This is a genomic window from Treponema sp. R80B11-R83G3, from assembly GCF_054786115.1.
Map to the genome: position 1 here is coordinate 1 of NZ_BDHF01000301.1, position 895 is coordinate 895.

At 40.7% G+C, this 895-nt stretch carries 1 protein-coding gene; it reads right to left on the reverse strand.

Annotation, left to right across the window (positions count from 1 at the left end; translation table 11 throughout):
* The coding region (locus ACYVRH_RS13465) for a sensor histidine kinase (RefSeq protein WP_461257405.1) at nt 1-895 on the reverse strand (895 nt) is incomplete at both ends.

Sequence of the window (895 nt, forward strand, 5' to 3'; positions counted from 1 at the left end):
CGCTTCCCTGTTCATACTCGCTGTCAACAATTATTTTTCCGCCCATCATTTCAACAAAAGTCTTGCTGATTGAAAGCCCCAAACCAGTTCCGACTATTGTGCGGTTCTTTTCATTCTCGATCCGCTGGAAAGTATTGAAAAGTTTCGGCAGGTCTTCCTTACGCATTCCAACGCCTGAGTCCTTAATTTCAAACGTAAGTTTATCATCGACGGCGGTTACTTTGAATTTCACATAACCTTTTTCGGTATACTTAACCGCGTTTCCGCAAATATTTGTCAGTACCTGTTTAAGCCTTATGTCATCGCCGTACAGATAACGGGGCATCTTCCCTTCGGTTTCATATTTAAATTCAAGGCCTTTCTTTTTTGTAACATAGCTGAACATGGAATGAACATTATCCAAAAGCAAATGAAAATCGTAATTGATCGGGTTAAGCTCCAATTTACCCGCCTCAATTTTTGACATATCCAATATATCGTTGATAATAGAAAGAAGAGAGTGAGCTGAAACTTTAATATCGTTGATAAAACCCATCTGCCGCCTGTTAAGCGGTTCGTAACTTAAAAGATCCGTCATGCCGATAATAGCGTTCATGGGAGTGCGTATTTCGTGGCTCACGTTTGCTAAGAAAGAAGTTTTGTGTTTGTTTTCTAAGTCCGATTTATTTCTTGCCGCGTCAACGCGAATCAGGACAAAAACCAGCACTGATGAAAGCACCGTGCCCAATATAATTAGTATTAGAAGCATATAGGATATGCTTTTATAGTACGGTCCCTTAGGCGTTACAATGCCCATAACCCAGCCGTTGGGGAGATGGTGAAAAGATGCTAGGGCGCGTTCGTTTTTATACGTTATTAGCGGACGTTCGTTAATTTCTATTCCGTTACTTAATTC